The 23,983-nt window shown below is 61.0% G+C and carries 23 protein-coding genes and 1 tRNA gene; 6 read left to right on the plus strand and 18 right to left on the minus strand.

Annotated elements, in window-relative coordinates:
* The first annotated feature begins 14 nt into the window (after window positions 1-14).
* Together B5526_RS20030 and B5526_RS20035 are read left to right on the plus strand one after the other, a co-directional pair.
* The gene (locus B5526_RS20030; RefSeq protein ID WP_079540849.1) at window positions 15-422 is read left to right on the plus strand and encodes a F0F1 ATP synthase subunit epsilon; all 408 of its coding nucleotides are present in this window, start codon (window positions 15-17) and stop codon (window positions 420-422) included.
* A 135-nt stretch (window positions 423-557) separates the two neighbouring features.
* Window positions 558-2,210, plus strand: a complete 1,653-nt coding sequence (locus B5526_RS20035; RefSeq protein ID WP_079540851.1) for an adenylate/guanylate cyclase domain-containing protein — start codon at window positions 558-560, stop codon at window positions 2,208-2,210.
* A gap of 6 nt (window positions 2,211-2,216) precedes the next feature.
* Here B5526_RS20035 and B5526_RS20040 read toward each other — a convergent pair whose 3' ends face one another.
* The 11 genes from B5526_RS20040 to obgE form a co-directional block, all read right to left on the minus strand.
* Entirely contained in the window at window positions 2,217-2,717 is a 501-nt protein-coding gene (locus tag B5526_RS20040; protein ID WP_079540853.1) for an RNA pyrophosphohydrolase, read from the minus strand.
* 98 nt (window positions 2,718-2,815) lie between these two features.
* Complete coding sequence (locus tag B5526_RS20045) at window positions 2,816-3,319, minus strand: RNA pyrophosphohydrolase (protein ID WP_079540855.1); 504 nt, start codon at window positions 3,317-3,319, stop codon at window positions 2,816-2,818.
* Between the two features lie 76 nt (window positions 3,320-3,395).
* Window positions 3,396-4,595, minus strand: coding sequence for a divergent polysaccharide deacetylase family protein (locus B5526_RS20050; protein WP_079540857.1), 1,200 nt, complete (start codon window positions 4,593-4,595; stop codon window positions 3,396-3,398).
* Between the two features lie 179 nt (window positions 4,596-4,774).
* Complete coding sequence (locus B5526_RS20055; protein ID WP_079540859.1) at window positions 4,775-6,130, minus strand: S41 family peptidase; 1,356 nt, start codon at window positions 6,128-6,130, stop codon at window positions 4,775-4,777.
* Window positions 6,127-7,518, minus strand: coding sequence for a murein hydrolase activator EnvC family protein (locus B5526_RS20060; RefSeq protein ID WP_079540861.1), 1,392 nt, complete (start codon window positions 7,516-7,518; stop codon window positions 6,127-6,129). The genes B5526_RS20055 and B5526_RS20060 overlap by 4 nt, the downstream gene beginning before the upstream one ends.
* Window positions 7,519-7,550: 32 nt before the next feature.
* Window positions 7,551-8,033: a 23S rRNA (pseudouridine(1915)-N(3))-methyltransferase RlmH gene (gene rlmH, locus B5526_RS20065; protein WP_079540862.1), complete on the minus strand. Its 483-nt coding sequence runs from the start codon at window positions 8,031-8,033 to the stop codon at window positions 7,551-7,553.
* A gap of 131 nt (window positions 8,034-8,164) precedes the next feature.
* Entirely contained in the window at window positions 8,165-8,521 is a 357-nt protein-coding gene (gene rsfS / locus B5526_RS20070; protein WP_079540863.1) for a ribosome silencing factor, read from the minus strand.
* 187 nt (window positions 8,522-8,708) lie between these two features.
* The gene (locus tag B5526_RS20075) at window positions 8,709-9,350 is read right to left on the minus strand and encodes a nicotinate-nucleotide adenylyltransferase (RefSeq protein WP_079540864.1); all 642 of its coding nucleotides are present in this window, start codon (window positions 9,348-9,350) and stop codon (window positions 8,709-8,711) included.
* A gap of 116 nt (window positions 9,351-9,466) precedes the next feature.
* Window positions 9,467-10,759, minus strand: coding sequence for a glutamate-5-semialdehyde dehydrogenase (locus tag B5526_RS20080; protein WP_079545131.1), 1,293 nt, complete (start codon window positions 10,757-10,759; stop codon window positions 9,467-9,469).
* Between the two features lie 150 nt (window positions 10,760-10,909).
* Entirely contained in the window at window positions 10,910-12,055 is a 1,146-nt protein-coding gene (gene proB / locus B5526_RS20085) for a glutamate 5-kinase (protein ID WP_079540865.1), read from the minus strand.
* 96 nt (window positions 12,056-12,151) lie between these two features.
* Window positions 12,152-13,207, minus strand: a complete 1,056-nt coding sequence (obgE, locus tag B5526_RS20090; protein WP_079540867.1) for a GTPase ObgE — start codon at window positions 13,205-13,207, stop codon at window positions 12,152-12,154.
* A 159-nt stretch (window positions 13,208-13,366) separates the two neighbouring features.
* Between obgE and B5526_RS20095 the strand changes: the two genes are divergently transcribed.
* On the plus strand, window positions 13,367-14,350 hold the full coding sequence (locus tag B5526_RS20095) for an ABC transporter substrate-binding protein (protein ID WP_079540869.1): 984 nt from the start codon (window positions 13,367-13,369) through the stop codon (window positions 14,348-14,350).
* Between the two features lie 25 nt (window positions 14,351-14,375).
* Here the strand turns inward: B5526_RS20095 and B5526_RS20100 are convergent, their stop codons facing one another.
* A complete protein-coding gene (locus tag B5526_RS20100) occupies window positions 14,376-14,864 on the minus strand; it encodes a MaoC family dehydratase (RefSeq protein ID WP_079540871.1) in 489 nt (162 codons plus the stop codon).
* A gap of 209 nt (window positions 14,865-15,073) precedes the next feature.
* On the opposite strand from B5526_RS20100, the gene B5526_RS20105 reads away from it, so the two are divergent.
* Window positions 15,074-15,994: a DMT family transporter gene (locus B5526_RS20105; protein WP_079540874.1), complete on the plus strand. Its 921-nt coding sequence runs from the start codon at window positions 15,074-15,076 to the stop codon at window positions 15,992-15,994.
* An 8-nt stretch (window positions 15,995-16,002) separates the two neighbouring features.
* Here B5526_RS20105 and B5526_RS20110 read toward each other — a convergent pair whose 3' ends face one another.
* From B5526_RS20110 to rplU, 3 genes are all read right to left on the minus strand, one after another.
* Window positions 16,003-16,599 carry a GNAT family N-acetyltransferase gene (locus tag B5526_RS20110; protein WP_079540876.1) on the minus strand — a complete coding sequence of 199 codons (597 nt, stop codon included), beginning with the start codon at window positions 16,597-16,599 and terminating at the stop codon, window positions 16,003-16,005.
* A 111-nt stretch (window positions 16,600-16,710) separates the two neighbouring features.
* Entirely contained in the window at window positions 16,711-16,983 is a 273-nt protein-coding gene (rpmA, locus tag B5526_RS20115) for a 50S ribosomal protein L27 (protein ID WP_079540878.1), read from the minus strand.
* Window positions 16,984-17,073: 90 nt separating this feature from the next.
* The gene (rplU, locus tag B5526_RS20120; RefSeq protein WP_079540880.1) at window positions 17,074-17,580 is read right to left on the minus strand and encodes a 50S ribosomal protein L21; all 507 of its coding nucleotides are present in this window, start codon (window positions 17,578-17,580) and stop codon (window positions 17,074-17,076) included.
* A 364-nt stretch (window positions 17,581-17,944) separates the two neighbouring features.
* Here rplU and B5526_RS20125 point away from each other — a divergent pair, with 364 nt between their 5' ends.
* Together B5526_RS20125 and B5526_RS20130 are read left to right on the plus strand one after the other, a co-directional pair.
* Window positions 17,945-19,051, plus strand: coding sequence for an ROK family protein (locus B5526_RS20125; protein ID WP_079540882.1), 1,107 nt, complete (start codon window positions 17,945-17,947; stop codon window positions 19,049-19,051).
* Between the two features lie 341 nt (window positions 19,052-19,392).
* Window positions 19,393-19,482 (plus strand) — tRNA-Ser (locus B5526_RS20130).
* A 483-nt stretch (window positions 19,483-19,965) separates the two neighbouring features.
* Here B5526_RS20130 and B5526_RS20135 read toward each other — a convergent pair.
* The 3 genes from B5526_RS20135 to B5526_RS37795 form a co-directional block, all read right to left on the minus strand.
* Window positions 19,966-21,273: an O-antigen ligase family protein gene (locus B5526_RS20135; RefSeq protein WP_079540884.1), complete on the minus strand. Its 1,308-nt coding sequence runs from the start codon at window positions 21,271-21,273 to the stop codon at window positions 19,966-19,968.
* A 217-nt stretch (window positions 21,274-21,490) separates the two neighbouring features.
* On the minus strand, window positions 21,491-22,921 hold the full coding sequence (locus B5526_RS20145; protein WP_154071366.1) for a hypothetical protein: 1,431 nt from the start codon (window positions 22,919-22,921) through the stop codon (window positions 21,491-21,493).
* A gap of 310 nt (window positions 22,922-23,231) precedes the next feature.
* On the minus strand, window positions 23,232-23,570 hold the full coding sequence (locus B5526_RS37795) for a hypothetical protein (RefSeq protein ID WP_154071367.1): 339 nt from the start codon (window positions 23,568-23,570) through the stop codon (window positions 23,232-23,234).
* Window positions 23,571-23,983: the final 413 nt, after the last annotated feature.

Consider the following 23,983-nt stretch of genomic DNA (forward strand, 5'->3'; position numbering starts at 1 on the left):
TTCGCGGGTTCTCCATGGCCACCTTCCACTTCGATCTCGTCTCGCCCGAAAAGCTCGCCTTCTCCGGCGATGTCGATCAGGTCGACGTCCCCGGCCTCGAGGGCGATTTCGGCGTGCTTGCCGGACACGCCCCGGTGGTGGCCGCGATCCGGCCGGGAATCCTCACCGTGACGGCAGGCGGGACGCACAAGAAGATCATCGTGCTCGGCGGTCTTGCCGAAGTGTCCGACAAGGGCCTCACCGTGCTCGCCGATGTCGCCACCTCGATCGAGGAACTGGATCGGGCCAGGTTCGCCGACAAGATTGCCGAGATGGAAGCCAAGCTCGCGGAGAAGGAGGGCTCGGGGCTCGACCGCGCGATCGAGCGGCTCGATCATTTCAAGAGCATCCAGAACCAGCTCAGCTCGACGGCGATGCACTGAGGCGCCGCGCCAGGCGCGCCGAAGAATTACATAAACACGACGCCGCCAGCGCTGTAACGGATGCCGAAAGCCGGTTGCGCCTGACGGCTTCTGGCGGCATTCTGCGGCGGCAAATCGTTGTCCGGGGCTGGCTTCATGAAACGCAAGATCGCGGCGATATTCGCGGCCGATATTGCCGGCTACTCAAGGCTTGTCGCCGAAGACGAAGAGGAGACGCTGCGGCGGCTCGCATCCTACCGGCTGGTGACGGACGACTTCATTGCCAAATCGGGCGGGCGGATTTTCAATACCGCGGGCGATGCGGTTCTCGCCGAGTTTCCGAGCGCGGTCGAAGCCGTGCGATGCGCGATCGACATCCAGGAAAGCCTGCGCACCCGGAATATGGCCTATCCGCCGAGCCGCCAGATGTGCTTTCGCATCGGCATCACGATCGGCGACGTGGTGGAACGCGACGGCGACCTCCTGGGAGATGGCGTCAACATCGCGGCGCGGCTCGAGGGTCTGGCCGAAGTCGGCGGCATCTGCGTCTCGCGCGCGGTGCACGAACAGGTGGCCAACAAGCTGTCGGTGCAGTTCGCCGACATCGGCGAGCAGGAAGTAAAGAACATCCCGACGCCTGTGCATGCCTATATGGTGGCGATGCGGCGCGAGGACGGAACCTACGCGCCGCCGCAAGTCAAGAAGAAGGCCCCGCCGCCTCCCACTCACGCCACGCCGAGCTGGATGTGGCCGTTGGTGGTTGCGGTGGTGTGTCTTGCGGCCATCGGCGTCGGCGGCTTCCTGTATTTTACCAAGCTGGAGTTGCCCGGCGCGCCCAAGGACTCCTCGTTGGCCAACAATATCGCCTCGCCTTCGCCGCCGGCCACGCCGGCTCCTGCGCCAACGCCGGCCCCGTCGCCGACATTCGCGAGCGCGCCGCCACCGCCACCGCCATCGCCGCCTTCCCCGCCGCCGCCCACATCAGGCGAAAAGTTTGTGGCCGAGACCGTGCCGTTCGTTCCCGATCGGGCTCGTACCGTTTTGGCGACCGAGTATGCTTCCGCACCTGACTACAAGGCCCTGGCCCTCAATACCAACGGTGTCAGCGGCTTCGCCGTCGGCCAGCCGAATGAAGAGGCCGCAAAAAATGCCGCGGTCGAGCAATGCCAGAAACGCGCGGACGCCACCCAGTTGCCGCGAAAATGCGAAGTCTACGCGGTCGGCAATGCGGTGGTCTACGCCCATGGCCGCCCGCCGGTGCCGCCCGCGCCCTGGATCAGGCACGACCCGGTAACCGAGCGGCCATTCGCCGCCAAGGATGTACCGATCGTGCGCGAGCCCGGAAAGGCCAGGATCGAGAACACGTATCCGCCGGCCCGAAAGAGCAAGACGCTGGCGATCGGACCCGGCGGCGCCTTCTTTTACATGCTCGGCCTGGACAGCATGGAGGAAGCGGCGCGCCGAATCCAGGAAACCTGCGGCGCCGTGGTCGGTGTTCCCTGCATGATCGTGGCCGCGGACGATGCATTCGTCGTTCCCGTGCCGACGACGTTGAAGGCCATCGGCTTCTTTCATGCCGACCGGCATCCGTCGATTGCGACGGATGCGAGAGATGATGTCGCGCGCAAACTCGCGGACGCGCCTTCGGGGTGGAATGCGGTTGCGGTTGGCACCTCCGGGCGCCCGGGGCTCGCACTCAAGGCGAACACCGAGCAAAATGCGGTCAACGAGGCCCTCGGCAATTGCGTCAAGCACGACAGCGATTGCCACGTCATCGCGATCGGCCCGTTCGCGGTCGGACCGAACTGAGGTTCGTCATCCCGCGAATTTCGCAAAGCTCTGCGCCACGTTCCGATACACGTCACGCCGAAACGGCACCACGAGATCGGCGACGCGATCGAGCCGTTCCCACCGCCAGGCGTCAAATTCCGCGGGCTGGCCGTTGCGCGGCGTCAGCGGATCGATTTCATCGTCACGGCCTCTAAAACGCAGCGCGAACCATTTTTGCCGCTGGCCGCGGAATTTTGCCAGGCGATGGGACGGCGGCACCGCGAATGGCGGAAATTCGTAGGTCAGCCAATCCGTCTCGCCGAGATAGTCCGCATTTGCAACGCCAGTCTCTTCCCAGAGCTCGCGCATCACGGCGTCGCGCGGATTTTCGCCCTCGTCGATGCCGCCCTGCGGCATCTGCCATTCGAGGCCGGGGAGAATGATTTCCGGCCCGTCGTCGCGAAAACGCCGCCCGATCAGGACCTGACCGGAAGGGTTGAGCAAAGCGATACCTACATTCGGGCGATAGGGTTTTGTCTCTGCCATTGACTCAATGCCTGTCATTCCGGGGCGCGCGAGGCGCGAACCCGGAATCTCGAGATTCCGGGCTCATGCTTCGCATGCCTCGGAATGACGCGACAGCCCTAGCTACCCGCGAGCTTGGCAAATTCCTTCACCACGCGCTCGTAGACCGGGCGTTTGAACGGCACGATCAGGTCGGGCAGATTCTTCATCGGCTCCCAGCGCCAGCTGACGAACTCCGCCTTGTGGCCGCCGCCGGGGCTCGCAACATTGATCTCGTCGTCCTTGCCGGTGAAACGAAGCGCGTACCATTTCTGCCGCTGGCCGCGGTAGCGGCCCTTCCAGGCGCGTCCGGCGACCGTGCGGGGAATGTCGTAGATCAGCCAGTCCGCGACCTCGGCCAGCTTCTCGACCGAGCGGACGCTGGTCTCCTCGTAAAGCTCGCGCTTCGCCGCCGCCCAGGTATCTTCGCCGGGATCGACGCCGCCTTGCGGCATCTGCCAGACATGGGCTTCGTCGACGTGTTCGATGCCGCCGGCGCGGCGTCCGATGAAGACCAGCCCGGCTGCGTTGATCAGCATCATGCCGACGCAGGTGCGATAGGGCAGGTCTTCGTAGCGCGCCATTCGGTCAAAGCCTCTTCGCGGTCATAGCGGGCTGGCGAGACCCGGCGGGTCCGGCCTCGCGCCAGTCGGTAAAGTGTCAGCTGGATTTTGATTTCAGCATTGCGGTTGTCAATGGCACAAGCATGATGCCGTGGCCCTCGAGCGCCTTGATCCAGACGCCGATCCGCTCGATCGAAACCGGCAACGCCGAGGCGATTCCGATCGCGGTTCCGCGCTCCTTGGCGAGACTCTCGAGTTTTGCCAAGGCGCGGTCGATTTCGAGCGCCGTCGGCACCGCATCGATCGAAAGATCGGCTTTGGCGAAGGGCATCGCCTGGGCGGCCGCCAAAGCGGGCGCGACGCTGCGCGGCGCGGAGCCGTCGTCGAGATAGCCGAGCCCGCGCTTGGCCGCCTCGCGCACGATCGGCTGCATCACCGCGTCGCTGACGACGAAGCGCCCGCCCATGAAATTCGCGATCCCGGCATAGCCCTGGAAACGGCTGAGGTGCCAATAGAGGCGATCGAGGTTCTGCTCGGGCGCGACCGTCGTCAGCAAGGTCTGCGGCCCGGGGTCGTTGTCGGGATAATCGAACGGCTCCATCGGAATCTGCAGCAGGATTTCGTGGCGTTGCGCCCGCGCCCGCTCGGCGAGTTTGGCGGGATCCGAGCCGTAGGGGGTAAACGCCAGCGTCACCGCAGGCGGCAGTTTCATGATGGCGTCGGTGGTCTTGGCCGCGCCGACGCCGAGGCCGCCGACGACGATGGAAACGACCGGCATTTTTGCCGCTTTGGCGCGGTCGGCCTCAGCGGCATAGACCGTGAAGGGCTTTAGACCATCGGCGACCACCGGGATCATGCCGTAGCGCGATTTTTCGAGCAGGCGCTGATCGATCCCGGCCACCATCGCGGGAGCGGCGTTAGGCTCGGCCTTGTCGGCGCCTTCGCTGCCGATCACCACGTCATGGTGCGCGCCGCTCGAGCCGTCGATGATGGTGACGGTTTTTTGCTCGCCGGGCATGGCTTGCTTGGGTTCGGATTTGGCCCCATGCGCGGGCGCGTCCGAAACCGCCGTGGATTTTTCGCCCGCTTGCGTCGGCTGACGGATGGCGACATGGGTGACCGGCTCGCCGCCCAACGGATTGTCGTTGAAGAGGGCAAAGCAAGCGAAGGTAACCAGAAACAGGCCGAGCAGCACGGCAAGCGCCTGCGTCGCCGTAAACGGCAGCCGAAATCGGCGCTTCCGCTGCCCCTTCGTCTGTCCGAGCGGCGTGCTCAGATCGTCGGCCGCCTCAGCCATGGCCCCCCCGAATCAACCGCGCCGACGATACCACGGAGGGACAAGCCCGCGGCAGCTCCGCAAAGCTCCGGTCGGCCCTGCAAAAGTCCGTTCCAGGCGCCGCCCCGAGCCGTCGGGACCCGACGCAAAAAAGGCGGCCCGAAGGCCGCCCTTTTCGTAAATTCACTAGCGGAACCGAATCAGTTCGCCTCTTTGGTGGCGGGCTTGTCCGCCGAACCCTTGTCGGCGGTCGTCGGTGCGGTCGGATTGACCTTGATGCCGTGCAGGAGGTCGTCGGCCATCTTGAGGGCCTTATCGTCCTTGGCGTCCGGCGGCACGTAGGATTGCGAGCCGGTCTTCTCGTCGCCGTCGTTCTTCAGATGGCCGCGCAACGAGGCCTCACCCTTGGTATCGGTGCGCGATTTCAGCTCGTCGGGCACGTCCTGCAGCACCTCGATATCGGGCACGATGCCCTTGGCCTGGATCGACTTGCCCGACGGCGTGTAATAGCGCGCGGTGGTGAGACGCAGCGCGCCGTTGCCGCTTCCCAACGGGATGATGGTCTGCACCGAGCCCTTGCCGAACGAGCGGGTGCCGACCAGCGTCGCCCGCTTGTGGTCCTGCAGCGCGCCGGCGACGATTTCGGAGGCCGATGCCGAGCCGCCGTTGATCAGGACGATCACCGGCTTGCCCTTGGTCAAATCGCCCGGATGGGCGGCGCGGCGCTGAGTCTCCTCGGCGTTGCGGCCGCGCGTCGAGACGATCTCGCCGCGCTCGAGGAAGGCGTCGGAGACCGTGACCGCCTCTTCCAGCAGGCCGCCGGGATTGTTGCGCAGGTCGATGACGAAGCCCTTCAGCTTGTCGCCGATCTGGTTTTGCAGGTTGGTGATTTCCCGCTTCAATCCTTCGGTGGTCTGCTCGTTGAAGGTGGTGATGCGGATATAGCCGATATCGTCGCCCTCGACATGCGCGCGTACCGAGCGGACGCGGATGTTGTCGCGCACCAGCGTGACGTCGATCGGGTTGTCCTGGCCCTTGCGGATGATCTTCAGCCGGATCTTGGTATTGACCGGCCCGCGCATCTTTTCGACGGCCTGGTTGAGGGTGAGGCCCTGCACCGCTTCGTCGTCGAGATTGGTGATGATGTCGTTGGCCATGATGCCGGCCTTCGATGCCGGCGTGTCGTCGATCGGCGACACCACCTTGATCAGGCCGTCTTCCATCGTGACTTCGATGCCGAGCCCGCCGAACTCGCCGCGGGTCTGCACCTGCATGTCGCGAAAACTCTTGGCGTCCATGTAGCTCGAATGCGGATCGAGGCCGGACAGCATGCCGGAGATGGCGGACTCGACGAGCTTTGAGTCGTCAGGCTTCTCGACATAGTCGCTGCGGACCCGTTCGAACACGTCGCCGAACAAATTGAGCTGGCGATAGGTGTCCGAGGTCGCGGCCCGCGCACTCGATCCCATGAGCACCGCGCGTGGCTGGGTCACGAAGAGTGTCAATGCCGCGCCGGCCGCGGCGCTTAGGAGAATTACTGAAGTCTTGCGCATCATCCGCGAACCTTTTCGCCTTCATTTGCGGCCCACCATGGGCCTGGATCGATTGGAGTGCCGTCCTTACGGAACTCGATATAGAGCACGGGCTGACTCGCGTTGGTCGCGAGGATAGATGCGACCTGGGACGTCGTCCCCATGGTCGCGACCGGCTCCCCCGTAAGTACAAACTGGCCGATGTTAACCGAAATGCGCTCCATCCCGGCGATCAACACATGATACCCGCCCCCGGCGTTAAGGATCAAGAGTTGTCCGTAGCTGCGGAAGGGACCCGCGTAAACAACCCAACCGTCACACGGGGTTGTGACCTGGGCTCCCGGCCGGGTTGCCAAAGAAATGCCCTTTTCTACGCCACCCGCGCCATCGGAACCGCCAAAATCGCGAATCTTGACGCCATTAACCGGCAACGCGAATAAACCCTTGGCGGTCGCAAAAGCAATGGCCGGGCTGAGCCGGGCAGGGTCCTTGAGCGCTCTCAGATCGGGCTTGCCGTTGATGGTCGCGGGGGCGCCCTGCAGGCTTGCGGTCGCAGCCGCCTTGGCGGCGCTCTTCAAATCCTGCTCCATTTTGGCGATCAGGCCCTGCAGGCTGTCGACCTGCTTGGATAACGCGATCGCCCGCGCCCCTTCCGTTGCCATGTCCTTTTCGATCGAACTCTGCTGCCGCTGCCGCTCGTCGATCAGAGCGGCAAGCCGGGTCTGGTCGTCCCTGAGGTTGTCGCGGTCCGCCGCCAGCCGGTCGCGTTCGCTGGCGATGGTCTTGCGCAGCGTCACCAACTCGGTGAGGTCGCTGGTGAGCATTTCCGCCCGGGTCCGCAATTCGGGCACCACCGAGCCAAGCAGCATGGCGGTGCGGAGCGATTGCAGCGCGTCCTCGGGGCGCACCAGCAGGGCCGGCGGCGTGCGCCGGCCCGCGCGCTGCAGCGCTGCCAGCACCTCGACGATCTCGGAACGGCGCGAATCGAGCGAACCGCGAATCTGCTGCTCGCGGCCATCGAGCGGACGCAGCCGCGCTTCGGCATCGCCAATCCGGGTCTCGACGCTGCGCACTTGGGCCGCGATATCGATCAGCTGCGTATTGAGCTTGCTGCGGTCCTGACCGATCGCCGCGATGTCGGCCTTCAGCTTCTCCTGCGCTTCCGCCGCGCTCTTCTGCTGCGCGCGGGTCGCTTCGAGTTCCTGCTCGCGCTGCTTGATCGCGTCAGGTGAAGCCGCGGTCGCGGGCGGCGCTGTGGCTGCGACCTGGGCTTGGGCCTGAGCCGCTGCCGGCAACGGGCTGATCCCGGCAAAGCCCGCGGACAACAAAGCGACGGAAAGGGGAACCCGGACCGAAGATCGCGGACCGCGGCCGGTGTCAGGGTAGGACTGAATGTTCCGCGTTCTCTGCATCTATTCCGATCGGCGCTTTCCAGCGTTCCGGCTCACGCGCGGTGATAGGGGTGGCCGGCCAAAATGGTCGCGGCCCGATAAACCTGTTCCAGAAGCATGATGCGGACCATTTGGTGCGGCCAGGTCGCAGAGCCGAACGCCATCCTCAACTTTGCCTTGCGCCGCAAATCGGGCGAAAGTCCGTCCGCGCCGCCGATTACGAAAATAGTGTTGCCGATTCCCTCGTCCCGCCAGCGGCCGAGATGCCGGGAAAAAGCGATGCTGTCGAGATTCTCGCCGCGCTCATCCAGCGCCACCAGGACAAAATTCTCGGGCATCGCGGCTGAAATCGCGGCCGCTTCCTCGGCCATCCTGCCGGTCGCGTCGCGGGCGCGGCTTTCGGGAATTTCATGAATCTCCAGACCGCGAAAACCGAGCTTGCGGCCGATGTCGTCTATTCGCTCGCGATAGCGCTCTGCCAGTTCCCGCTCCGGACCTTGCTTCAGCCGGCCGATGGCGATGACGATGAGGCGCATGAGAGCCTTTTTGCGGCAAAGTGGAATCCGGTTTGCCGTAGAAAATGCCCAAGATCAACAGCTCGCACGCGTTGCGATGCGCGCCAGCACGCTAGCGTGCGCCCGAGCCGATTTCACATCAGCTCGATAAACTAGATCGCCTTTGCCGCCACCGGGCCCTGCGTCCACAATCTTTCCAGATTGTAGAACTCACGGACCTCGGGTCTGAACACGTGCACGATCACGTCGCCGGAATCGATCAGCACCCAATCGCAATTGGGCAAGCCCTCGATGTGGATGTTTTTGATTCCGGTTTCCTTGAGACCCTTGGCGACATTCTCCGCGATCGCGCCGACGTGCCGGTTGACCCGGCCGGTGGTGACGATCATGTAGTCGGAGAAGGCTGATTTGCCGCGAAGGTCGATGGTGACCGTTTCTTCCGCCTTCATATCGTCGAGGCGGGAGAGGATCAGTTTCAGCGTCTTGTCGGCGTCGGGTTGCGCCTTCAAGGCCGCAGCTTGGGTCGATGTTTTACGCGCGGTTTTAGAACCCTTGGGTAAAACTGACTTGGACAATACAGATGTGGCCAGGGACCATTCCTTTCACTGTATCGCGACCGCCGAATCCGTAAGGCGCCCGCTCGCTATACTACGCATGTGGGGTTAACGGTTTCAATATTCCAGTGAAGCCGCCTCCTCACTTTGTTCTCCAGCTGCCGTCCGGGTTCCGAAGCCCGGTCGATGACAGGCTGGATTTCATGCCGGTCAGGAACACCCAGGCCGGGGTACGATGATCGGCCAGCCTGCCGGCCTGGTTTTCGGGCAGCCGATAGCGTGCGAGCGCCTGCGCCGCGGGCGCGGCAAGCGCTCGAAAACTTTGTGGCGGACGGTCGATCACCGCAATCGGCACCTCGGCGGCGATGCGCCGCCAGTTCTGCCAGCGATGAAATTGCGCGAGATTGTCAGCGCCCATGATCCAGACGAAGCGCAGCCCGGAAGCACGGCGGCGCAGATAGGTGATGGTGTCGACAGTGTATCGGGTTCCGATGACGGATTCGAGACAGCTGATGTCGATGCGCGGATCGTCGGCCATCTCGCGCGCGGCCTCGATGCGCTGGTCGAGATCGTGCAAGGCCCCGCGATCCTTCAGCGGATTGCCCGGCGTCACCAGCCACCAGACGCGATCGAGCTTCAAGCGCTTGATCGCGAACAGGCTGATGGCGCGATGGGCGACATGCGGCGGATTGAACGAGCCGCCGAGCAAGCCGATACGCATACCGTTGCTGTAGAGCGGAATTGCCTGTGAGACCGATTGCGGCGAGGTTGCAGCCCTGTTCAACGGAGCCACCGCGTGCCGCTCGGCTCCGATTGAATCAGAACCGAAGGTCTATTTTTTGTTTGACGCGTTTTCTTCACGCGAACCGACTTCCACTTCGCTTGAAAACGCTTTCGCATTCACGGCCGCGTCTGCCCGGTGCCGTGGACGCGATATTTGAAGCTGGTCAACTGCTCGGCGCCGACCGGGCCGCGGGCGTGAAATTTTCCGGTGGCGATGCCGATTTCCGCGCCAAAACCGAATTCGCCGCCGTCGGCGAATTGCGTCGAGGCGTTATGCAGCACGATCGCCGAATCGACCTCGTTGAGAAATCTGCCGGCGGCGGCTGCGTCCTCGGTCACGATCGCATCGGTGTGATGCGAACCGTGATCGTGGATGTGCGCGATCGCCTCGGTGACGCCGTCCACCACTTTCGCGGTGATGATCGCGTCTTCGTATTCGGTGTCCCAGTCTTCCTCGGAGGCGGGCTTTACCCGCGGGTCGGTTCGCTGCACCGCCTCGTCGCCGCGCACTTCGCAACCGGCGTCGATCAGCATCTCGACCAGCGGCTTGAGATTTGTCGATGCGCCCTTGCGATCGACCAGCAAGGTTTCGGCGGCGCCGCAGACGCCGGGCCGACGCATTTTCGCGTTGAGCACGATCGACTTCGCCATTTCGAGATTGGCGGCGTGATCGACATAGACGTGGTTGACGCCTTCCAGATGCGCAAACACCGGCACGCGCGCTTCGGCTTCGACGCGCGCGACCAGGCTCTTGCCTCCGCGCGGCACGATCACATCGACACCGCCGTTCAATCCGCTGAGCAGAAGGCCGACCGCGGCGCGGTCACGCGTCGGCACCAGCGTGATCGCAGCCTCCGGCAGACCCGCCTCGTGCAATCCCTGTACCAGGCAATCATGGATCGCGCGGCAGGACCTGAAACTGTCCGAGCCGCCGCGCAGGATCACCGCGTTGCCGGATTTCAGGCACAGCACGCCGGCATCTGCCGCGACGTTGGGGCGGCTTTCGAAGATCACGGCGACGACGCCGAGCGGCACCCGCACCCGCTCGATGGTCATGCCGTTCGGCCGTTGCCAGCTCTCGGTCACGACGCCGACGGGATCGGGGATATCGTGTACGGTTGCGATGCCGTCGGCCATCGCGTCGATGCGCGCGTCCGTCAGCGTCAACCGGTCGATGAAGGCCGCGCTGGCGCCGCCTGCGCGAACCTCCGCGACATCCTCGGCATTGGCTGCGAGGATCGCAGGTGCGCTGGCGCGGATGGCGCGCTCCATCGCCTGCAGCGCACGATTTTTCTGTTCCGGGGAGGCAAGCGCGAGCGCCCGAGCGGCGGTGCGCGCGCGGGTAGCCAACTCGGTCATCAGGGCCGGCAGATCGGCGTTGCCGTCGATCGCCTTCAGGGATGCGCTCATGTCGTTTCCAGCCTCGGTTAACGCCATGTCCTAGCACGGAAATCTGACCGTTGCGAAGCGCGGAAGGGGCATGGCAGGCGGGCGGGTGCCGGGTATGGCGGCGGCGGGTGGGCCAAACGGTCGGGTCGGTCAATGGCCTAGCCTTGGAAGCTAGCCTTGGGAAACCGGGCCTCTCGGGCCGCCCACCACGAGATCGTCGCGGTGGATCATCTCGGCGCGGCCGCTGATGCCGAGGATCGCCATCACGTCCGGCGACGAGCGGCCCTTGATCTTCTCGGCATCGTCGGCGTCATAGGCGACGAGGCCGCGGCCGATTTCGTGGGTGTCGGGGCCGCGCACCACCACCGCATCGCCGCGGGCGAATTGGCCATCGACCCGGATCACGCCCGCCGGAAGCAAGCTTTTGCCGGCGCGGAGCGCGCTGACCGCGCCGGCGTCGATGGTGAGCGTGCCCTTGGGCTCCAGGGATCCCGCGATCCAGCGTTTCCGCGCGGTGACGGGATTGGCGGGCGTCAGAAACCAGGTGCAGCGCCCGCCGTCTGCGATCGCCTGCAGCGGATGCTCGATCTTGCCGGACGCAATCAGCATATGCGTGCCTGCCGTGGTTGCGATCTTGGCCGCCTCGATCTTGGTGTACATGCCGCCGCGCGACAATTCGGATTCGGCAGCGCCTGCCATTGCCTCGATTTCGGAGGTAACGCTCTCCACGATCGGGATCAGCTTTGCGTTGGGATTGGCGGCCGGCGGCGCATCATAGAGACCGTCGATGTCCGAGAGCAGGATCAAGAGATCGGCGCTTGCCATGGTGGCGACGCGGGCGGCGAGGCGGTCGTTGTCGCCGTAGCGGATTTCATTGGTGGCAACGGTGTCGTTTTCGTTGATGACCGGCACCGCGCGCCATTCCAGCAGCTTTGCAATGGTCGAGCGCGCGTTGAGGTAGCGGCGGCGCTCCTCGGTGTCCTGCAGCGTCACCAGGATTTGACCGGCGCCGATGCCGTGATGGCCGAGCACCTCAGACCAGGTTCGCGCCAGCGCGATCTGCCCGACGGCGGCCGCGGCCTGGCTTTCCTCGAGCTTTAAGGTGCCGCGGGGCAATTTCAGGCGGCTTCGCCCGAGCGCGATCGAGCCGGAGGACACGATCAGGATGTCGCGCCCCTCCTTGTGCAGTTTTGCCAGATCGGCGGCGAGCGCTGCGAGCCACGAGGCCCGCACCTCGCCGGCGTCGGAATCGACCAATAGCGATGAGCCGACTTTAACAACGATGCGGCGGAATTTTTTTAAGCTGGGGCGGGCCATGGATGAGGCTTTGCGGCAAGGCTTTTCAAGCAGAGTGTCAGGCCTGTAAGGGAATACTACAAGATCACAGCGAGGGAAGCGTGCAAGCCGCGAAATTCAGCCTTGCGGCGTCGGCGGCGCCCACGGCTCAGCCAGCGCTGCGCCCTTGGCCTTACCGGAGACCGGGGCTTCGCCGATCACCTCGACCAGCGCGCGCAGCGCGTCCTTGACGCCTTCGCCGGTGACGCCCGAAATCAGCAGCGGCGTCTTCTTGGCGGCGCGCTTCAGGCGGTCCTTCTGCTTCTTCAATTCGTCCGGCGTCACGGCGTCGATCTTGTTCAGCGCGACGATCTCGATCTTATCGGCGAGGTGCCCTTCATAGGCATCGAGTTCGGTGCGCACCGTCTTGTAGGCCTTGCCGGCATGTTCGCTGGTCGCGTCCACCAGATGCAACAGGACACGGCAACGCTCGACATGGCCGAGAAAGCGATCCCCAAGACCAGCGCCTTCATGCGCGCCTTCGATCAGGCCTGGAATATCCGCCAGCACGAATTCGCGGCCATCGGCATTCACCACGCCGAGCTGCGGATGCAGCGTGGTGAAGGGATAGTCGGCGATCTTCGGTTTTGCGGCGCTGACCTTGGCAAGGAAGGTCGACTTGCCCGCATTGGGCAGGCCGACGAGACCTGCATCCGCGATCAGTTTCAGCCGCAACCAGATCCAGCGCTCCTCGCCCTCTTGCCCTGGATTGGCGTTGCGCGGCGCGCGGTTGGTCGACGACTTGAAATGCGCGTTGCCAAAACCGCCATTGCCGCCCTCGGCGAGGGTGAATTTTTCGCCCAATGTCGTAAAATCGTGGATCAGCGTTACGCGGTCCTCGTCGAACACTTGCGTGCCCACCGGCACCTTGAGCATGATCGGCTTGCCGTTGGCGCCATGGCGGTCCTTGCCCATGCCGTTGGTGCCCTTTTGCGCCTTGAAATGCTGCTGATAGCGATAGTCGATCAGCGTGTTCAATCCGTCGACTGCTTCGATGATGACGTCGCCGCCGCGACCGCCATTGCCGCCCGAGGGTCCGCCGAACTCGATATATTTCTCGCGGCGAAACGCCACGCAGCCGTTGCCGCCGTCGCCGGAGCGGATATAGACTTTTGCTTCGTCGAGGAATTTCATCGCGTATCCGTATCGGAGGGGGGTGGGCGCGGCAACCTTTTAACTAGGTAAATATCGCGAAAGTTCAATATTTTAGGGCCTTAATGAGGCTCAAATGACCATCCCGCCAATGTGCTAGAGTTGCCGCGAACCAACAATTTGCGAGATCCGGAAATTATCATGAGGCGCCGCCAGTTCATGACTCTCCTCGGCGGCGCGGCGGCCTTGCCGCTTGCCGCTCACGCACAGCAGCCGACCAAAAAGATACCTAAAATCGGGGTGCTTTGGCACGCGGCCAGCGCGGAGGAGGAGAAGGAATATCTGGAAATCCTGACCAAGGCATTCAGCGATCTCGGCTATGTCGAAGGCAAAAATGTCGAGTTTTTGCACAGGTTTCCCGCCGAACAGGCTGATCGATTTCGCGCCCTCGCGAAAGAGCTTGTCGAAAGCAAGGTCGACATTGCCGTCGGCGTGACGGCGAAATGTGCCATCGAGTTGAAACAAGCCACAAGCACCATCCCGATCGTTTTTGTTATCGTGCCGGATCCGGTCCGTTATGGGCTTGTCGAGAGTCTGGCGCATCCGGGCGGCAACGCCACTGGACTGTCACTGATGTCGGTTGATCTGTCCGGCAAGCGTCTGGGTCTTTTGAGGGAGGCGGTCCCGAGCCTGTCCCGAGTGGCGCTTCTCGCCGATCCGAAGGACCCGATTGCGCCAGGTTTTTTCTCGGCTTCGCTGAATGCTGGGAAGGCTCTCGGCCTTTTTGTCCGCTCGGTCGAAGTGCCGACACCGGATGCTGTCGAGCCGGCGTTTTCAACGATCGCTCAAGACGGCTTTGACGGTGCGGTTGTTATTGGATCGATGATGTTCAATGAACGGGCGCGGGTAGGCGCATCGGCCCTGGCGCATAGGATGCCAACGCTGACGACGGTCGGCGAAATGGTCCAGTACGGTCTGCTTATGTCGTATGGGCAGGACTTTCCCGATTATTTCCGTAAAGCCGCCGGGTATGTTGACAAGATTCTAAAAGGCGCGAAGCCCGCCGATCTGCCGGTCGAGCAGCCGACGCACTTCAAGCAGATCGTCAATCTCAAGGCGGCCAAGTCCCTTGGACTGACGATTCCGCCGTCGCTGCTGGTGACAGCTGATGAGGTGATCGAATGAAGCGCCGCATTGGGCGCGGCGCTATTTATGGCGAAGCCGCCGGCCGGCGGCGGATGAGAAATTTCTGCAGTCCTTCCAGCACCAGCTCGCGGCGCTGATTGAACACGGTAGAGCGCAGGGTCACCACGCCGGTAGAGCGGCCGGGTGTCAATTCGCTCACTTCGAGCGCCGGATAGATCGTATCGTCGGCGTATACAGGTTTTAGGAACCGGCTCGACTGTTCCAAAAAACCGACCAGGGATTCCTCGACCATAAACGGAAACAGCCCGCTTCCCGGCGCGGTGTGGATCAGCGTCTGAAAGCCATGGGCGAGCAGGTTCGGCATGCCGCGGGCGCGGCAATATTCGACATCGTAATGAACGGGGTGGGTATCGCCGCTCGCGGTCTGGAACGCCGCGAACACCGCCGGCGTCATGGTGCGGCTTGGGATGACAAAACGCTCGCCGAGCACAAAATCCTCGAGCCAGCGCTGTTGCGGCACCATGCGATGCGCTGCGGGATCGAACTCGATCATGGGGGTTTCTCTTGCTAACGGGCTGATGTTTTCGGGGAGCAATCTATATCATCCATTCGTCATGCCCGGGCTTGTCCCGGGCATCCACGTCTTTAAAACAGCGCGGCGTGAAAGATGTCGATGGCCGGAACATAGGCGAGCGGAAGCGACGCCGTCCTTCGGACGGCTATGTCCGGCCATGACGAAGCGAGGAAACGCCGCGGTCCCAAATGAGCCTGCTCGCCAAAATCTCCACCGCCTCCGACGAGCGCTCGGCGCGCCTCGCCGGCATTGGCTTGATGCTGGTGTCGGTCGGCATATTCGCGTTCGGCGATACGCTCGGCAAATTCATCGTCGCGACCTATTCGGTCGGGCAATTGCTGCTGCTGCGCGGCGCCGCCGCGCTGATCCTGCTGTCGCCCTTGATCTGGCGGCGCCGCCGCGAATTCTTGCAGCTGGAGCGGCCGCGGCTGCAATTGTTTCGCGTGGTGCTGTCCACGCTCGAGGTCGCGGCGTTCTTCCTCGCGACCGTCTATCTGCCGCTCGCCGATGTCGTCACTTATTACCTGGCAACGCCGATTTTCGTCACCGCGCTGTCGGCGATCGTGCTGCGCGAAAAGGTCGGCTGGCGGCGCTGGAGCGCCATCCTGGTCGGGTTCTGCGGTGTGCTCATCGCGCTTCGACCCTCAGCGCAAACCGTCAGCTGGCCGGCGATGATTGCGCTTGCCGGCAGCATGGCGTTTGCGGTCCTGATGTTGATCACCCGCTCGCTGCGCGCCACGCCGGATATCGTGCTGGCGTCGGCGCAATTCATCGGCACCTTTGCTTTCGGTGCAGTACTGGCGCCGTTCGGATGGATTACGCTGACGCCGGCGGGCCTCGGCCTGTTCGTTGCGGCCGGCTTTATCTCGGTGTGCGCGCTGTTGTGCGGCAACCGTTCCCTCAAGCTCGCGCCTGCTTCCGTCGTGGTGCCCTATCAATATTCGATGATCATCTGGGCGGTGATGTTCGGCTATCTCGTGTTTGGCGACGTGCCGTCGCCCGCGACGATTCTGGGCGCCGCCATCATCATCGGCGCGGGGCTTTATATTTTTCTGCGTGAGCGGGATTTGGGGCGGGCTGACGCGATGGCCAGTCCACCGGGTGCTTGACGGACAGATTACCGCGCGCGCCGTGTCGAGCTTCCCCAGCTCTTCAGCGACGACCACACGCCGCGCGAAAGACGGAAGCAATCGACAGGGGTCGATGAGCCGAGCGCCTCGAAGCGGTGCAGTTCGACGCCGCTCCACTGGAAGCCGCACTTTTCCAGGATGTTGCGCGAGGACGGGTTGGTGACGCGCGCGCCCGAGGTGAGGTGCTCGACGTCGAATTCCTCGAAGGTGAAATCGATCACCGCGCGGGCCGCTTCGGTGCCAAAACCGTGGCCCCAATGCTCGAAGCCGAGCCAGTAGCCGAGTTCCGGCGCCTCTTGATCGCGCCAGTCGATGCCGACCATGCCGATCGGGACAAAATTGTTTTCGATCAGGAACACGGTGCCGCGCGGATCGCTTGCGGTGCCGCGGACGAATTCGATGGCGTGGTCCTGAGAATAGGGATGCGGCAGGCGGCGGGTGTTTTCCGCAATGCGGCGGTCATTGGCGAGACGCGCAATCGCTTTTACGTCCGCGAGTGTCGGCCTGCGCAACGTCAGCCGTTCGGTCTCGAGGACGCAAGGACTTGCCTCACGTAGTGCCGGGGTCGGGATATCCTGCAGCATCTCGGGCTCCGTAAGCGAAATAAAAAGAGGAGGCCGGTTTCCCGCCTCCCCTTTGGAGCCCTTGGAGCTCCGCCGGTTCAACAGGACCCGGCGGACTCATGTTGTCCACCGTTACTCGGCCGCGGCTTCCGTCATCGGAACAACCGACACGAAAGTGCGGCCATTGGCTTTTGCACGAAACACGACATGGCCCTCGACCTTGGCAAAGAGAGTATGGTCGGTGCCCATGCCGACATTAAGGCCGGGATGCCAGGTGGTGCCGCGCTGACGCGCGATGATGTTGCCGGGGATGACGTGCTCGCCGCCAAAGGCCTTGATCCCGAGGCGCTTGCCCGCGGAATCCCGCCCGTTCCGCGATGAACCACCTGCTTTTTTGTGAGCCATAGCTCGTCTCCAAACTTGATCGTATCTCTAGATCAATTCCTTGACGGAATCATTTCACTTTTTGTCACGTTTCGTTTTACGCGGCGCGGATCACTTCTTGTCGCTCTTCTTCGCCGCGGCCTTCTTGGCATCGGGCTTGGCGCGCGGTTTTGCCGCAGCCTTGGCGACCGCCTTCTTAGGCGTTGCCTTTTTCTTCGCGGCCTTCGGCGCCTCGTCGTCGCCATCCGCCGGCTCAGTCACGATCGGCTTCTCGCGCTTCGGACGCGGGCCGATGGTCGGCTTGTTGTCGTTGGTCAGGATCTCGGTGATGCGCAGCACCGTGATCTCGTCGCGATAGCCGCGCTTGCGGCGCGAATTCTTGCGGCGGCGCTTCTTGAACGCGATCACCTTCGGACCGCGCTTGTGCTGCAGCACTTCGGCCGCAACCGATGCGCCGGCAACCGTTGGCGTACCGAGCACCGGTGATTCGCCGCCGACCAGCAACACTTCGCCAAGCTGCACGATCGTCCCGACATCGCCGGCGATCTTGCCTATCTCGAGCACATCATCCGGAACGACGCGGTATTGCCGGCCGCCGGTTTTGATGACTGCGAACATCGTTTTATTCCTTCGTGTTCGATCCCGGCCTCGGAACGGGTCCGGGCCGGCTTCTTGTTCAGTCGTTATGGGTTCAATTTCCGCGCGATCGGAAAACGATCCCCAAAATCCGCGCAAAAACAAACAGCGCGAGAAAATCCCGCGCCGGGTTGCCGGACTTATAGCCACCGATAGCCCCAAGTCAAGGGAAAGTGGCCTGAAATCGAGCGAAATATGAGGGATTTAGCCCAAAATGGCGAATGGGGAGTGGCGAATGGCGAATAGGGAAGGTCGCCCGCCATTCGCCATTCGCTGCTCGCCCGTTGGATGAAACCAACGGGTTCCAGCGCCGTTGTCCCCCGAATTTCCGCTATGGGCAGGGCAAATGTCCGAAGACACCTTGACGACCTCCGGCATCGGCAGGCACGGCGCCACCCGCCTGCCGTCAGTCGATGTCGACAGCTTCAATATCGAATTGAAGGACGACGACGGCTTTCTCGGCGACCGCGCCAGCAAAGGCGCGTTTCGCAAGATTTTGGATACGCTCCGCAAGCCGCTGAAGAAGAACGGCGAAGATCCGTTCGGTAGCAAAGATGCAGTCACCATCCCCAAGACGACGCTCGACGAGGCGTTGGTGGGTGACGACGTCGGCGCCGCCGCGCTGGTGCATGGCGCGATCGAGGAATTCGCGCAGGAATTAGCCTATGTGACGCAGCGGTTTCTCAAGACCAAGGCCTGGGCCGACACCGAACGGATCGTGGTCGGCGGCGGCTTTCGGCAGAGCCGGGTCGGCGAGCTTGCCATCGCGCGCACCGATATCATCCTCAAGGCCGAAGGCTTCAAGGTCGATCTGGTGCCTATCCGGTTCCATCCCGATGAAGCGGGCCTGATCGGCTGTCTGCACCTGGCGCCATCCTGGATTTTCGAGGCCCATGACAGCATCCTGGCGGTCGATATCGGCGGCACCAATATCCGCTGCGGCGTGGTCGAGACCCGCTGGAAGAAAGCGGCCGACCTGTCGAAAGCCTCAGTCTGGAAATCCGAGCTCTGGCGCCACGCCGATGATGAGCCGACCCGGGAGGGTGCGGTGAAGCGGCTGGTGAAAATGCTCAAAGAGCTGATATCGGCTGCCGACAGCGAGGGCCTGAAGCTTGCGCCCTTCATCGGCATCGCCTGTCCCGGCGTGATCAACGAGGACGGCTCGATCGCAAAGGGCGCGCAAAACCTGCCGGGCAATTGGGAGAGCAGCAAATTCAATCTGCCGGCGAGCCTGATCGAGGCGATCCCGGAGATCGGCGGTCACGACACCGCGGTCCTGATGCACAATGACGGCGTGGCGCAGGGCCTCTCCGAGGCGCCGTTCATGCAGGATGTGGAGCGCTGGGGCGTGCTGACCATCGGCACTGGTCTCGGCAATGCGCGCTTCACCAACCGCAAGAAGGACAAGGATCAAGACAAGGACGAGAAGAAAGAGAAGAAGAGCAAGGATTAACGCGGCCGAATACTTGCGAAGGCCGGAACCGGCGCGGCCGGTAACCTTGACCGGTTAGGTTAAAACCGAGTTCGCATTGCCGAACGCCGGGGGATCGCTACCGTCAATCCGTCGCTCACCTTGGCCAGCGAAGCCGCACTTCCCGGCCAAAATTTCAATGATGCGACACGGGACCGCCGGTTTTTATCGCGTACGGCGGTCCCACCTTTGTCCCGCCTTCGGGCCGCTCGCTTGGACCGTGCGACGCCGCAATTTCTCCCTCCCGTGCCTTGTCTGGATAGCCGTCCTCGCCTAGAACACGGCCCGACCAAAGCGGCTAGAGTCGCTCCAATATGGCGCCTGGAGAGGTGGCAGAGTGGTCGAATGCACCGCACTCGAAATGCGGCATAGGTGCAAGCCTATCGGGGGTTCGAATCCCTCCCTCTCCGCCAGTCATGTCTATTGAATCATTGAAATATCACAGATAATTTTTCGGATCGAAGGACTAGTCCCCAACTCAGCTCCCAAACGTCAGTCCTAGCGAACGTCGACCTAGGCACCCTGACCGCTGAAAAAGCTGAACAGGGCCCTCGATGTGGTTGGCAGTCGACTGATTTTAGATTGTACCAACCCACCTCGCGATATCGGTTACGTTCTGCGATGTCGTCGTATGGTCTTGGCCGACATATTCGGTCTTTTGTAACACCATCGCCAAGCGATTCACTGAGTGCCTTTGTTAGCGCGCCGTTAACCCGGGCGTCTATTGCCTCTTGGGAGCTTTTCGGTGCCCTCAGTTCCTTATTTTTTCGGAAACCGCCCGACGCCTCTCTATGAGAACCGGGTTCGCTTCGAGCCCCGCCCAACCCGACAGAGAAGGCAGGCGCGCCATTAAGGCATCGGATGCGCGTGCGAGGATTCGGAATTGCGCGCGTCAGCTAGCGCGCTGCGATAGGAGCGGAGGGTCCACCCGAATGCGCGTGCATCGCTTTCTTCGCTCGTGCCGCTAAGCCGCCAGCAACCCCTACGCCCAACACGTAAATCCATCCCTCCTGAAAATCGAACAGATGCGAATTTAAAAGCGAACTCACGACATTCTGAACTACAACGATGAGCCCGATCCACGCCGCGAAGTTCGTCGCGCGAAATAGCAAAAGATGAAAGTACCACATTGCATAGAGGACAAAACAACCCAACGCGCCCCACTGCACGGCCACATAGAGCGTTTGATTGTGCGGATTGTTGATCGAATCAGGCCAGGCGCCGCTCTTGCCCAGGGCTTCCCTATCGAACAATTGTTGGGTTGAACCTGTGCCCTTGCCGAATAGAGGAGCCTCGCCGATAGACTCGATCGACTTGCTCCAATACTCCAGTCGTAGACCCGTAGAGGTTGGACGATTGGCTTCATGATATTCTTGGTACTCGACTGCCACGTGTTCGACATGTTGTCGCAAATAAGGTGAGGCCAACCAGACTAGTATCGCGGTCGCCATCGCTCCGGCAAACAGTAATAGCGTTGCACCACGGTCGAGATGCCTGACGGCGAAAAGGATCAGTAGCACCGGCATGTAGAGCAAGGCCGTGCGCGCTGATACTACGAACATCATATTGGCGAAGAAGCAGAACATCAGCGTCGCGCAGACCGTAGCTAGCGCTAAGCGCCGCTGATTGAATAACGTCAGAGCGAAAGAAGCTAATGCAAAAATGCACAAAGCAAATTCTTGGCTCTGATCGATATAGTTCTTTATGGGCACACCCGCGGGCTCATTGGCTGTAATCTTCCAATCCGGCGCGAACAGCACGATCCACGACAGCCCCATCAAAAGTGCGCAAGAAACCAGAAACGCGACGAACACCCAGTTCCCACGCTGTGAGCGTTCAAAATGATAGAGTAGGAATGGTATCGCGAGAAGTTTCGTCACGGAACTAATGCCATGTAGCCTCGCAGACCATGAACTATCCGCCCACAGCGTCCCGATGACGGCAAGCGCAAAGAAAGCCAGTGGTAGCGAACAGGCAGGACGTTTCAGAGAGTTCAGGAATGAGCTTGGATCGAGCGTCGGGATCAATACAAGAAACCAAATAACCATGAAAATCGCGACGCCGGAAGTCGACCATGGAATGGAGGCCCCCACTAGAACCGGGTACATGTCGACGCACAGGAGCCAAAATGAAGAATGTGCCGCCGAACGGACAACAGAGAATATCCCGGCGTTCCGTGTGGTTTTGTGCACGGCTTCCAGCATGTTTATGCGACAAAGGTTGATGTCGCGGGCGTGAGCGTTTGGGACGTCTCTTTCAACCCAACAGCGCAACCCAAGAACGCAAAAAGAACCGCATCCCGACTGATGCGTCCGTGCGCGAGGCTTTCCACTACGATAAAGGCAAAACCTATAACTATGATGCAGCCAGCTAGTGGCGCCCCGTCTGAAATGCTTCTCGCTTGCAATTTCTGCTTTTTCATTATCGCCGGCCCTCTCGATCAGGACCTCTCGTCAATTCATGTGAGCAACGCGCCGTTTTATCGAAATAGCTGCGTGGGGTGACATGCCATAACAGGAAAAGAAGTCCGAGGCCGTTTGAAAGCAGCGTTGTTGATAGCGGCACGTTGAGCAAGATCTGCGGAATAACAGACGCAGAAATGAGTACGAAGCGATCCGGAAGCCCCGCGGATGCCTTGTTTCCGACTGCTATCACCAATCCACAAACGAGAGCTGATAGTGGCGCAAAGACCGGTCCAACAGACGCAACGCCTTCGGTAGCAAAGAGCGATGCGTTCATGTTTCCGAGTTTATATTCGTTGGCAAAAACGACACCTAGCTGGTCGGAATACGGACACGCCACAAAACGCTTGACGATCGATATTTGACAAAAATGGGTCAACGGGTGATTTGCAAAGAACGCGTTATAGTGCTCCAGAGAGATTGAGGGGATCGCGAGAAGCCGAAGGCTGAATAATCCGAAAGTCTGGCCCGATACATCGGGAAGAAAAATCATCGCAAACAAACCGACCAACAAGGGTATCAAGAGCGACAGTACAGCGGATATTTTCGCCTCAAACATCATGGACAGAAGAGCGATGAAGACCAAATAGAATGGAAGAAATAGGGAGACCTTCGTCAACGTAACGGCGTAGTACATCGCGGACACTGAAAACAGCGCGAATAACATAAGCCATCGACGTTTTGCCAGCAGACATGCGAACGCGAAGGGGATCAACGCTCCGCTAATATTACCTAGGAGGTATTGCACCGCGCGTGGATGAGCGAGCTCAGTCCGGTATTTATACATCTCCGACAGACCGACGAAGTGAAACCCACTCAACGAGGAAATGGCCAGCGTAAAGATTGCAAACACAAGAATGCACGCCGGGAGATGGTTAAATGTCTTGAGTGGGATGGTGGTTGCGCGATTTGTTTGCGGTCGAATTAGAAGAGCTGGAACCAAAAATAGAATGATCGAAACGATCGCAGATATCAGCGCAGTGCGATGGTCGTACTCTAGCTCACTGAACCGATTGAGCCAAAAATAACCAGCCGTCATCGTAAAGAGATAGAAGCTGACGAAATAGCCGAAACTAAACTTGGCGAATTGGAATGCTGGCGCAATGCACGCAGTGAGCAGAAGCGCGGTCGCAGCGCTTGCGCTAAAAGCGTCATGATACCGGACGTGGAAAGCGACGGAATGAGTCGAAACCATCGCCAGCGACAGAAAGAACAGCCCAAAAAAGCAAAGCAACATTGAAGCCCTGAGGAGCCCCGCTCCGCTCCAAGAAAAAGCGCCGCCTTCAATGGTCCCGTTGCTAGAAGTCAAAGGAAGTATAACAGCGTCCACCGTGTCGCAAATCGCGCACGATTGGATGCGTAAGGCTTTAACCGCACCACGTAGTGTCATCAATCCAGCGCCGCCGCCAACCGATTCAATCCGTCAGCGCAACTCCAAATCGAACGTGCGCTCGAACATCTTAAAGAGAGCCGGAACGACACCATGCGGAATTGTGATCTGCAATGGGAGCAGCGGCGCCTGAAGTTATTTCGGCGCAAGAAAAGTTATTTGGCGCAGGTTGTAAGACTTCAATGTGCATTTTTTAGCGCGCCCCACAGCAACTTTTGCTATCCGCGCAATTATTGATATTTCGAAGGAATTATTGGTATGTACATTGTGAAAGAGATCCGAATCTTTGAGGGCGGGGCCGGACACTTTGTCATTTAAGATCTGAATTCATTCGTTGGCGGCTTCGTTGCCCCTTGGCATCCTTCTTGGAAAATTCCTGAAGGGTCATTCGCTCGGCTTTCCAGATTTCATATCTAGCCCAAAGCCAAACACCGGCAATGGCGACCAACGGAAGCAACAATAACCACCACCATGACATGCGAGAGCTTTCACAATGTCCCGCAACTTTGGGATTTGGATACGCCGGGACAGGATCAGTTGGTTTCTTGATTGGCAACGCCAGATCAATCGGCGAAATTATTTTCGCCGAAAAAAAGCTATTTGACGCAAGTTGCAAGACTGTAATGTTGCATTTTAGACGCGTGATCACGGCAATTTTAGATATTCCCAGCAATTATTGATATTTCGAAGGAGCTATCGGTATGCACTCTGTGAAAGGACCGAATCTTTGAGGGGAATTAGTTTGGGACCGAACACTAAAATGGAGTTGCATCAGAGCTACCCGCAATGCCCGCGCGGGGATTTTTGTGCGCTGTTGAGCATTGCTAACTCGGTTCAATGGACGAGTGCCTAGGCCTCGGCGCTCGGCGTCAAAATAAAAAATGAATGAGGAACGACACCGCGCCGCCAACAAATGAGAAAAAACCTATAGCTATGATGCAGCCAGCTAGTGGCGCCCCGTCTGAAATGCTCCTCACTTGCAATTTCTGCTTTTCATTATCGCCGGCCCTCTCGATCATGACCTCTCATCAATTCATCTGAGCAACACGCGCGGGGTGACGG

Source organism: Bradyrhizobium lablabi (assembly GCF_900141755.1).
In the GTDB taxonomy this organism is placed as follows: domain Bacteria; phylum Pseudomonadota; class Alphaproteobacteria; order Rhizobiales; family Xanthobacteraceae; genus Bradyrhizobium; species Bradyrhizobium lablabi_A.

What these genes read in the sequence shown, in the direction of transcription:
- B5526_RS20030 (WP_079540849.1), top strand. Translation starts at nt 15, where the DNA reads ATGGCCACCTTCCACTTCGATCTCGTCTCGCCCGAAAAGCTCGCCTTC.
- B5526_RS20035 (WP_079540851.1), top strand. Translation starts at nt 558, where the DNA reads ATGAAACGCAAGATCGCGGCGATATTCGCGGCCGATATTGCCGGCTAC.
- B5526_RS20040 (WP_079540853.1), bottom strand. Translation starts at nt 2,717, where the DNA reads ATGGCAGAGACAAAACCCTATCGCCCGAATGTAGGTATCGCTTTGCTC.
- B5526_RS20045 (WP_079540855.1), bottom strand. Translation starts at nt 3,319, where the DNA reads ATGGCGCGCTACGAAGACCTGCCCTATCGCACCTGCGTCGGCATGATG.
- B5526_RS20050 (WP_079540857.1), bottom strand. Translation starts at nt 4,595, where the DNA reads ATGGCTGAGGCGGCCGACGATCTGAGCACGCCGCTCGGACAGACGAAG.
- B5526_RS20055 (WP_079540859.1), bottom strand. Translation starts at nt 6,130, where the DNA reads ATGATGCGCAAGACTTCAGTAATTCTCCTAAGCGCCGCGGCCGGCGCG.
- B5526_RS20060 (WP_079540861.1), bottom strand. Translation starts at nt 7,518, where the DNA reads ATGCAGAGAACGCGGAACATTCAGTCCTACCCTGACACCGGCCGCGGT.
- rlmH (WP_079540862.1), bottom strand. Translation starts at nt 8,033, where the DNA reads ATGCGCCTCATCGTCATCGCCATCGGCCGGCTGAAGCAAGGTCCGGAG.
- B5526_RS20080 (WP_079545131.1), bottom strand. Translation starts at nt 10,759, where the DNA reads ATGAGCGCATCCCTGAAGGCGATCGACGGCAACGCCGATCTGCCGGCC.
- proB (WP_079540865.1), bottom strand. Translation starts at nt 12,055, where the DNA reads ATGGCCCGCCCCAGCTTAAAAAAATTCCGCCGCATCGTTGTTAAAGTC.
- obgE (WP_079540867.1), bottom strand. Translation starts at nt 13,207, where the DNA reads ATGAAATTCCTCGACGAAGCAAAAGTCTATATCCGCTCCGGCGACGGC.
- B5526_RS20095 (WP_079540869.1), top strand. Translation starts at nt 13,367, where the DNA reads ATGAGGCGCCGCCAGTTCATGACTCTCCTCGGCGGCGCGGCGGCCTTG.
- B5526_RS20100 (WP_079540871.1), bottom strand. Translation starts at nt 14,864, where the DNA reads ATGATCGAGTTCGATCCCGCAGCGCATCGCATGGTGCCGCAACAGCGC.
- B5526_RS20105 (WP_079540874.1), top strand. Translation starts at nt 15,074, where the DNA reads ATGAGCCTGCTCGCCAAAATCTCCACCGCCTCCGACGAGCGCTCGGCG.
- B5526_RS20110 (WP_079540876.1), bottom strand. Translation starts at nt 16,599, where the DNA reads ATGCTGCAGGATATCCCGACCCCGGCACTACGTGAGGCAAGTCCTTGC.
- rpmA (WP_079540878.1), bottom strand. Translation starts at nt 16,983, where the DNA reads ATGGCTCACAAAAAAGCAGGTGGTTCATCGCGGAACGGGCGGGATTCC.
- rplU (WP_079540880.1), bottom strand. Translation starts at nt 17,580, where the DNA reads ATGTTCGCAGTCATCAAAACCGGCGGCCGGCAATACCGCGTCGTTCCG.
- B5526_RS20125 (WP_079540882.1), top strand. Translation starts at nt 17,945, where the DNA reads ATGTCCGAAGACACCTTGACGACCTCCGGCATCGGCAGGCACGGCGCC.
- B5526_RS20135 (WP_079540884.1), bottom strand. Translation starts at nt 21,273, where the DNA reads ATGCTGGAAGCCGTGCACAAAACCACACGGAACGCCGGGATATTCTCT.
- B5526_RS20145 (WP_154071366.1), bottom strand. Translation starts at nt 22,921, where the DNA reads ATGACACTACGTGGTGCGGTTAAAGCCTTACGCATCCAATCGTGCGCG.